The sequence below is a fragment of the Zoogloea sp. genome (genome assembly GCF_041911615.1).
In the GTDB taxonomy this organism is placed as follows: Bacteria; Pseudomonadota; Gammaproteobacteria; order Burkholderiales; family Rhodocyclaceae; genus Zoogloea.
Genome location: NZ_JAYROR010000105.1, coordinates 1 through 8,826 on the forward strand (window position 1 = coordinate 1; position 8,826 = coordinate 8,826).

11 protein-coding genes are annotated in these 8,826 nt (G+C 73.8%); 9 read left to right on the forward strand and 2 right to left on the reverse strand.

Annotated elements, in window-relative coordinates; all coding sequences use genetic code 11:
• The 4 genes from ACE3P2_RS13535 to ACE3P2_RS13550 all read left to right on the forward strand — a co-directional run.
• On the forward strand, positions 1–866 hold an 866-nt coding region (locus ACE3P2_RS13535; protein WP_374265308.1), incomplete at its 5' end, for an ATP-binding protein.
• Between the two features lie 38 nt (positions 867–904).
• Positions 905–1,549, forward strand: a complete 645-nt coding sequence (gene pdxH / locus ACE3P2_RS13540) for a pyridoxamine 5'-phosphate oxidase (protein WP_374265310.1) — start codon at positions 905–907, stop codon at positions 1,547–1,549.
• 82 nt (positions 1,550–1,631) lie between these two features.
• Entirely contained in the window at positions 1,632–3,272 is a 1,641-nt protein-coding gene (locus ACE3P2_RS13545) for a SulP family inorganic anion transporter (protein ID WP_374265312.1), read from the forward strand.
• 22 nt (positions 3,273–3,294) lie between these two features.
• Positions 3,295–3,900 (forward strand): ParB-like protein, encoded by a 606-nt coding sequence (locus tag ACE3P2_RS13550; protein ID WP_374265314.1) that lies wholly within the window; start codon positions 3,295–3,297, stop codon positions 3,898–3,900.
• Here the strand turns inward: ACE3P2_RS13550 and ACE3P2_RS13555 are convergent.
• Positions 3,897–4,535, reverse strand: a complete 639-nt coding sequence (locus ACE3P2_RS13555; protein ID WP_374265316.1) for an FMN-binding negative transcriptional regulator — start codon at positions 4,533–4,535, stop codon at positions 3,897–3,899. The genes ACE3P2_RS13550 and ACE3P2_RS13555 overlap by 4 nt on opposite strands.
• A 77-nt stretch (positions 4,536–4,612) precedes the next feature.
• Positions 4,613–5,044, reverse strand: coding sequence for an oxidoreductase (locus ACE3P2_RS13560; protein WP_374265318.1), 432 nt, complete (start codon positions 5,042–5,044; stop codon positions 4,613–4,615).
• A gap of 133 nt (positions 5,045–5,177) precedes the next feature.
• On the opposite strand from ACE3P2_RS13560, the gene ACE3P2_RS13565 reads away from it, so the two are divergent.
• From ACE3P2_RS13565 to ACE3P2_RS13585, 5 genes are all read left to right on the forward strand, one after another.
• On the forward strand, positions 5,178–6,191 hold the full coding sequence (locus ACE3P2_RS13565) for a PHB depolymerase family esterase (protein ID WP_374265320.1): 1,014 nt from the start codon (positions 5,178–5,180) through the stop codon (positions 6,189–6,191).
• Between the two features lie 122 nt (positions 6,192–6,313).
• Positions 6,314–6,688 (forward strand): response regulator, encoded by a 375-nt coding sequence (locus ACE3P2_RS13570; RefSeq protein WP_374265322.1) that lies wholly within the window; start codon positions 6,314–6,316, stop codon positions 6,686–6,688.
• A gap of 174 nt (positions 6,689–6,862) precedes the next feature.
• A complete protein-coding gene (locus tag ACE3P2_RS13575; protein ID WP_374265324.1) occupies positions 6,863–7,189 on the forward strand; it encodes a hypothetical protein in 327 nt (108 codons plus the stop codon).
• A gap of 37 nt (positions 7,190–7,226) precedes the next feature.
• Positions 7,227–8,177, forward strand: coding sequence for a hypothetical protein (locus ACE3P2_RS13580; protein WP_374265326.1), 951 nt, complete (start codon positions 7,227–7,229; stop codon positions 8,175–8,177).
• 90 nt (positions 8,178–8,267) lie between these two features.
• Positions 8,268–8,826 (forward strand): DUF1176 domain-containing protein (locus ACE3P2_RS13585; RefSeq protein WP_374265328.1); only part of this gene is annotated, 559 nt, incomplete at its 3' end.

Below are 8,826 nucleotides of genomic sequence, written 5' to 3' on the forward strand. Positions count from 1 at the left end.
CCGCCAAGCTCGACGCCGCCCACGCCGCCGCCTGCCGCGAGGCCGCCGCCGCCCGCGCCGTGGTGGAGGCCCCCGGACGCGCCGCCAACCTCGCCCGGGCCCAGGCCGAGCTCACCGACACCGGCGCCGCCCGCGCCACCCTCGGCGAGCGCATCGACGCCCTCGCCCGCCAGATCGACGACGCCCGCCCCGACGTGCTGCGCCAGGACGTGCTGCGCTTCACCCGCAGCGCCGAACGCCTCGAAGCCGAGCACGCCGAACGCCGCGACACCCTGCTGCGCCTCGACGTGGAGCTGCAGGCCGCCGGCGCCCAGGGCCTCGACGAGCAACGCGCCGAAGTCGCCCGCGATCTCGCCCAGGCCCGTCGCCGCCAGGCCGAACTGCACCGCCGCGCCACCGCGCTGGACTACCTGCTGGGCCTGCTGCACGGCCGCCGTCAGGCCCTTACCCGGCGCCTGCAGGCGCCCCTGCAACGCCATCTGAGCCACTACCTGCACCTGCTGTTCCCCCATGCCAGCCTCGAGCTCGACGACCAGCTGCGCCCGGCCAGCCTCGTCCGGCCGGCGGCGGGCGGCGGCGCCGCGCCCGAGCAGGGCAGCTTCGACGCCTTCAGCTTCGGCGCCCGCGAACAGATGGGCGTCATCAGCCGGCTGGCCTACGCCGACCTGCTCAAGGAAGCCGGCCGGCCGACCCTCGTCATCCTCGACGACGCCCTGGTGCACAGCGACGCCGAGCGCCTCGCCCAGATGAAGCGCATCCTCTTCGACGCCGCCACCCGCCACCAGATCCTGCTCTTCAGCTGCCATCCCGAGCACTGGCGCGACGTGGGCGTGGCCCCACGCCCGCTGGCGAACCTGCGCCCCTGAGCGGGCGTCCAACCCGCACCCGCGAACGGAGTTTCCCGATGACCGACAAACCGTCCCTCGCCGACCTGCGCAAATCCTACGAGCACGGCAGCCTCGACGAAGCCGACGCCGCCGCCGACCCGGTCGCCCAGTTCACCGCCTGGCTCGGCGAAGCCCTCGCCGCCGGCCTGCCCGAACCCAACGCGATGACCGTCGCCACCGTCGGCCCCGACGGCCGCCCGTCCACCCGCGTGGTGCTCATCAAGGGCTGCGACGCGCGCGGCATCGTCTGGTATTCCAACTACGCCAGCCGCAAGGGCCGCGAGCTCGCCGGGCATCCCTTCGCGGCGCTGCAGTTCCACTGGGTCGAGCTGGAACGGGTGGTACGCATCGAAGGCCGCGTCGAGCAGGTATCGGCCGAGGAATCCGACGCCTACTTCGCCAGCCGGCCGCTCACCCACCGCATCGGCGCCTGGGCCTCGCCCCAGAGCGAGGAGATCCCCGGCCGCGCCACCATCGTCGCGCGGGCCGCCGAGTACGGGCTCAAGTTCGGCCTCAACCCGCCGCGCCCGCCCCACTGGGGCGGCTACCGGCTGGTGCCCGACTACTGGGAGTTCTGGCAGGGCCGCGCCTCGCGCCTGCACGACCGCATCGCCTACCGGGCGGCCGACGGCGGCTGGCGCAAGACCCGCCTGGCCCCCTGAGCGTGCGGCGCGGCGCGCGCTGTAATAATCGGCGGCCGGGTTTTGGGGATAATGCGGCAGTATTACGCATTGCCCCACCGCCATGACCGCTGCCCCCTCCCCGTCCCGTCCCGCGCTGCCCTGGGGCGACCTGCTCGCCGGCCTGTCGGTGGCCGGCGTGCTGCTGCCCGAGGCGGTCGCCTACGCCGCCATCGCCGGCGTGCCGCCGATGCACGCGCTGCTCGCCGCGCTGGTCGGGCTGTGCGTCTATCCGCTGGTGGGCACCAGCCGCTTCGCCATCGTCGCCCCCACCTCGTCGGCGGCGGCGATCTTCGCCAGCGCGGTGGCCGTCGGCGGGCCGTCGATGGGCTTCGGCCTGGTACTGATCACCGGCGCCCTGTTCCTCGCCGCCGGGCTGCTGCGGGCGGGCTTCCTCGGCGCCTTCATCTCGCGCCCGGTGCTGCGCGGCTTCGCCTGGGGGCTGGCGGTCACCATCGTGCTCAAGCAGCTGCCGCACATCGCCGGCGTGCACGTGGCGGGCAACCGCGCCGTGCAGGTGCTGGCCGGGCTGGCGGCGCAGGTGGACGCGTTTCACCTGCCCAGCCTGCAGCTCGGGCTGGCCGCCCTGTTGCTGTGGCTGGCGGTGCACCACGGGCTGCGCCGGGTGCTCTTCGTGCCCCAGTCGCTGGTGGTGCTGGCGCTGGGCATCGCGGCGTCGGACTGGCTCGACCTGGGGCGGCACGGCATCGTCCTGGTGGGGCAGATCGAATGGCAACACCTGGCGGTAGCGCTGCCGACGATGAGCACCGAGCACTGGCTGCGCATGGCCGAGATCGCCCCGGCGCTGCTGCTGATCCTGTTCGCCGAATCCTGGGGCTCGGTGCGCTCGCTGGCCCTGCAGCGGGGCGACCCGGTGGACGCCAACCGCGAGCTGGCCGCCTTCGGCGCCTGCAACCTGGCCTCCGCGCTGCTGCAGGGGCTGCCGGTGGGCGCGGGCTTCTCGGCGGCCTCCGCCAACGCGGCGGCGGGCGCCGACAGCAAATGGGCGAGTATCGCCGCGGCGCTCGCCCTGGCGGTGCTGCTGTGGCAGGCCCGCGACGCGCTGGCCCTGCTGCCGCTGCCGGTGCTGGCGGCGGTGATGGTCGGCATCCTGTCCCACAACCTGTGGCCGAAGGCGGTCATCAGCGGCCTGCGCCTGGGCGGCGACGCCTGGCTGGCGGTCATGGCGGCGCTGGCGGTGCTGCTCTTCGGGGTGCTGTTCGGAATGTTGCTGGCGGTCGGCTCGTCGCTGCTGCTGGCGATCCACCGCTTCGCGCAGCCGCTGGTCACCGAGCTGGGGCAGCTGCCCGGCACCCGCGACTACCAGGACGCGACGCGTCACGCCGAGGCGATCCGCCATCCGGGCATCCTGATCGTGCGGGTCGAGGAGCCGCTGTTCTTCGCCAACGCCGAGCAGGTCTTCCAGCTGATCCGCAACTGGGCCGCCGGCAGCCGCCCCGACACCGTGGTGCTGAGCCTGGAGGTGTGCGACGACCTGGACGCCACCGCCAGCGAGGCACTGGCGGAACTGGCCGCCGGCCTGCGCCAGGACGGCATCGGGCTGGTGCTGGCGCGGGTGAAGGACCGCATCCGCGACGCGCTGGTCCGCGCCGGGCTGGTGAACGGCGCTGACGACGCGATTCCCGCCTACTGGAGCGTCGACGACGCGGTGCAGGCCACCGCGGCGAACCGGCGCATCGCCTGAACCCACCGCAACGGAGTCCCCCATGCCCCCCATCGAGGAAGTGAGCATCGACCAGCTACGCCCGACCCAGCTCACCATCGGCTTCATCGAAGTGCGCAAGAAGAAGAAACACCTCGCCGCGCTGGCGCACGACGCGCGCCGCGACTTCATGCGCGCCCACCCGATCCCGGCGGTGCGCGGGCCGGACGGGCACCTGTTCATCACCGACCACCACCACCTGGGCCGCGCGGCGCTGGAGGCCGGCGTCGGGCATGGCTTCGTGGATGTCGAGGCCGACCTCTCGTCGCTCGCCGGCGACGCCTTCTGGCTGGAGATGGACCGCCGCCTGTGGGTGCATCCCCTCGACCAGAACGGCGTGCGCCACCGCTACGGGGCGATCCCCCGCCACCTGGACAAGCTGGTGGACGACATCTACCGCAGCCTGGCCGGCTACGTGCGCGACGCCGGCGGCTACGCCAAGACGCCGACCGCCTTCGCCGAGTTCGTGTGGGCGGACTTCTTCCGCCGCGCGCTGGCCATCGAGGACGTGGCGGCCGACTTCGAGACCGCCGTGACGCGCGCCACCGCGCTCGCCCGCAGCCCCGCCGCGCAGGCCATGCCGGGCTTCGGCGCGCCCCCCGCCGGCTAGACCCGGCGGGCGTCCACCGCGTCGGCCAGCGGGCCGTCGTGGTGCGGGTCGGCCGCGTCGCGCAGGCCGCGCACCACCCCGGCGCGGTCGGCCGGGCTGCGGTTCTGGCTCATCTTCCACTTGCCCTCGATCCGCGCGATGGGAATCTCGATGCCGACGATGGCCTTGAGCTGGGCATCGATGAAGTCCGCCGGCGCGTCGTCCACCGCCCACGGCAACGGACGGCGGCCCTCCTGGGCGTGGGTCAGGTCGGCGAGCTGGCGGCGCAGCCAGACGGCATCCTCCACCGCCTGGGGCCGGCCCCAGGCGTGCACCGCAGCGTAGTTCCAGGTGGGCACGACGCGGCCGGTCTCGGCCTTGGTGGGGTACCACGACGGGCTCACGTAGCCCGCCTCGCCCTGGAACACCACCAGGCATTCGGCCACGCCGGCGAGTTCGCGCCAGTGGGGATTGGCCCGCGCCACGTGGGCGCGCAGCACGCCGTGAGCGCCCTCGTCGGGATAGACCAGGAAGGGCACCGGCGAGGCCATCAGCCCGGCCGGGCCGTGGGTGACGAGGAGCGCCAGCGGATGGGCGCGCATCAGCGCGTGCAGCGCGGCGGGATCGCTTTCGCGGAACGAGGCGGGGATGTACATGGGGCGGCTCGCGGGCAGGACGAACGAGGGCAGATGCTCCCACGAACGGCCGGCCGCCGCCATGCTGGCCGCGGAACCTAGCCGGCCGGCCCGTCGCGGGTGGAGCGGATCAGGCCGATCAGGTCGTGGGCCTGACCGCGCATCAGCTTGAGCAGCGCCTCGCGCGCCCGCACCGGATCGACCCCGTCGACCACCAGCTTGTCGAGCAGCTCGCCAAAGCGCAGGCGCCGCTTGACGCCGGCCGGCGACGGGTCGCGGCGGTCGTAGAAGGTTTCCAGCAGCGTCGAGCCACAGACGCAGTTGCGGAACACCTCGACGATCGCCGCGCCGTCGTCATCGACGCTCGCCTTCAGCCCGCTGTGGTCGGCCCGCACCTGCTGGGTCGCGCGCAGGAAGGACGCCGCGTCCTCGAAGCTCAACCCGCACATGCGGCAGGTCTTCGGAAACGTCGCCTCTTCCAGCGCCCGCAGGCTGCGGAACAGTTCTTCGTGGGAATAGCGCAAGCTCACCGGACCTCCCTTTCACCGATACGGGTTTAACGGCCACCCCCCGAAAAATTGAAGCCGGCGCCGGGGCAGATTCACGCCCGGGCCGGCGCGGCGCAGCTACACTCGGCGTCATCCCCCCCTCACCGGACCCGCCATGCGTCGCCGCCCCTCCGCCCTCGCGCTCCTCGCCTGCGTCTGCCTCGCCCTCCCCGCCGCCCACGCCGACGACGGCGCCCATCCGCTGCGCGACCTGCTGCGCGAACGCCTCGCCGCCCGCCGGGCCGGAGCCGACCCCGGCGCGCGCCTGACACCCGGCGACCACACCTTCCACCTCGAACACGGCGGGCTGACGCGCAAGTACATCCTGCACGTACCGGCCGGCTACGACGGCAGCCGCCCGCTGCCGCTGGTGGTGGCCCTGCACGGCGGCGGCGGCCATGCCGAGGCGATGGCCGACGACAGCCGCTACGGGCTCGGCAGCAGCGCCGACCGGGAGGGCTTCGCGGTGGTGTTTCCCAACGGCTACAGCCGCCTGCCGGGCGGGCGCTTCGCCACCTGGAACGCCGGCGCCTGCTGCGGCGACGCCCGCGACCAGGGCGTGGACGACGTCGGCTTCATCCGCGCCCTGGTCGCCACCGTCAAGACCCAGCTGCGCATCGACCCCGACCGCGTCTTCGCCGCCGGCATGTCCAACGGCGGCATGCTGAGCCACCGTCTCGCCTGCGAGGCCCCGCACCTGTTCCGCGCCATCGCCTCGGTGGCCGGCCCCGACGTGACCCTCGACTGCGCCCCGGCGCGGGCCGTCTCGATCCTCCACATCCACGCCCGCGACGACGACCACGTGCTGTTCGACGGCGGCGCCGGCCCGGGCGCCTTCCGCGACCCCGGCAAGGTCACCGACTTCACCTCGGTGCCCGAGACCATCGCCCGCTGGGTGCGCCGCGACCAATGCGCCACCCCGCCCCGGCGCGTCCTCGAGCACCCCGGCGCCTACTGCGAGCGCTACACCGGCTGCCGCGGCGGCGCCAGCGTGCAACTGTGCGTCACCGAGCGCGGCGGCCACAGCTGGCCGGGCGCCGACGCCAGCCGCCCCGGCCAGGCGGCGCCGTCCCAGGCGCTCGACGCCAACGGGGTGATCTGGCGCTTCTTCCAGGACGCCGGCGGCTGACCGCACCCACCGTGGGCCACCCGCGACGGCATTTGCATTCGCCATGAAACCTTGCGCACCGGCACCGGTCGAAACAGCCCCGCCGCCTTGGCCCGGGCCCCAGGCCACAAGGAAAGAACCCGATGTCCTCCTCTGCAAGACGCGTCCTCGTGGTGGACGACATGAACGCCGTACGCTCGGTGATATGCGCCCTGCTCAAGAACGAAGGCTACGAAGCGCTCGCCGCCGCCAGCGGCCAGCTCGCCCTCGACCTGCTCGCCAAGGGCCGCTTCGACCTGGTGCTGAGCGACTGGAACATGCCCGGCATGAACGGCGCCACGCTGGTCGGCCAGATCCGCGCCCTCCACGCCCGCCTGCCGATCGTCATGATCACCGCCGAGAACGATCCCAAGCGGATCGTGGAAATGCGCGACCTCGGCGTGAACGGCTACCTCCTCAAGCCCTTCAAGCCCGCCGCCCTGCTGGCGGTGGTGGACAAGGTGCTGCCGCGCCGCTGAGCCCGCCCGGAGCCCCCGGCACGCCGCGCCCCATTCCGCTCAAGTCGCCTCCGGCGCGGTCGTTGACCGCGCTGATCCCGCGCCGCGCCGCGCCCGCGCGCCGGGCGCCCCAGACCGGACCCCACCGATGCCCAACCCCGCCGCCGCCGCGCCTTCGCCGAGAGGTTTCGACACGTGCCGCTGAAGTTCAGCCTGCTCGTCGGCGTGCTGCTCCTCGTCGGCACGCTGGCCGAACCCTTCCGCCTCTATCAGGCGCTCACCGGGCGCTTCCGGACCCGCCATCCGATCACCCCCAAGGCCCGCCGCCGCGCCCGCTGGCTGTTCTGCTGCGCCTTTCCGTTCTGGCTGGCGCTGCTGTGGGGCGTCGTCCATGTCGAACTGCTGAAGCGCTGCAGCGGCGACACCTGCATCGGCTACATGCTGCTCGGCCTGCCCTTCCCCTTCATATACGGCCTGGCGGAAATCCAGCTGCTCAGCGGCCGACCGCCATCCGACCCATGAGCCGATGCGCGCCCGGCCCCTCACCAAACCCGCCGCCATGCCCCCGCGAAACCCAGCCCTCCGCCTCCTGAGCGCCGTCCTCTGCCTGCTCCCGCCCATCGCCCACGCCTACAGCGGCGCCGGCGGCGAATGCGCCGACGGCGCTCTCGAAAGCGCCGCCCTGCGCGGCACGCCCGCCCAGCTCGACGCGGCCATCGACGCCCGCGTGGCCGCGGTCCGGCAGAGGGTGGACGGCTGGAGCAGTGGCGTCGCCCGGCTCTACCCGGACACCAGCGCCGTCTGGCTGAACCGGGACGTGCGGCGCAGCCCGCCCGCCGCCCAGCGCCAGACCTTCGTCGGCTGGTGGCGCGGCTGCCAGGGCATCACCCTGCTCGACGCCGCCATCGCCGGCCAGAACCTGCCGACGGTGCGTCATCTGCTGGCCCTCGGCAGCCACCCCAACACCCCCAGCCCGGGCTACGAGGGCAGCACGCCGCTGATGCGCTGCGCCCACCTGAACCCCGGCGGCGCGCCGATCGCCGTGTACGCCGCCGCCCCCGCGCGCGACCGCGACAGCCAGGAGACGACCGCCGCCCTGTACACCCTGCTCCTCGCCAGCGGCGGCTCGGTGGCGCAGCGGACCACCCGGGGCCTCAGCGCCCTGCACCTGTGCGACGACCCGTTCGTGATCGACCTGCTCGTGCGGCAGGCTCCGGGCGCCGACGCGCTCATCAACGCCCGCACCGAGCCCGACTGGAAGGCGCCGCGCCTGCTCGACTACCGCGTCCGCAAGCTGCTCGACGGCGGGCGCCAGGGGCAGGACGCCCAGCAGGCGATCCTCGAGACGATCCTGCCGCGCATCACCGACCGGCAGGTCGGCACCGAGACCGAGCACGCCATCGGCCGGGCCTGCCGCGAGCCCGCCCAGGCCGCCGTCTGCGCCTGGCTCGCCAGCCGGGTGACGGTGACGGACCGGAAGGTGTTCCAGGGCCGCCCGGCGACGCCGTAAAGGCGGGCGGCCTTGCCCTGTCATAGAATCGTCCGGCGCGCGCCCAGCCCGCGCGCCGATCCCCTCCACCCCAACCGCCCAGGAGCCTCGATGCGCGGCGTTTCAATCCTGCTCGGCCCCTGCGCGGCCGTGCTGCTTTCCTCGGCCCCGGCCACGGCGGCGACGTTTCCCGGCACAAGCTTCACGCACCACGACTGGGAACTCGCCTGCGACAACACCGGCACCTGCCGCGCCGCGGGCTACAGCGTCGATGGCGCGGAGCTGCCGATCTCGCTGCTGCTCACCCGCAAGGCCGGCGCCAACCAGCCGGTGACGGGCGAAGTCATGCTCGGCCAATACGGCGACAACCCGGTGCTCGACGCCACGCCCGGCGCCCTGCGCCTGACGCTGCAGATCGGCCGCCAGACGCACGGCCCGACCCGTTTCCCCAAGGATGCGCGGCTCGCCGCCGTGTCGGCGCAACAGGTCGCGGCCCTGCTCGCCGCCCTGCGCGGCACCCGCGACATCGCGTGGACCGACGGCACCCATCGGTGGACGCTCTCCGGCCAGGGCGCCGCCGCCGTGCTCCTGAAGATGGACGAATACCAGGGCCGCCTTGGCACCCGGGGCGCCCTGATGCGCCCGGGGCCGCTCGGCGAAGACGGCGTCC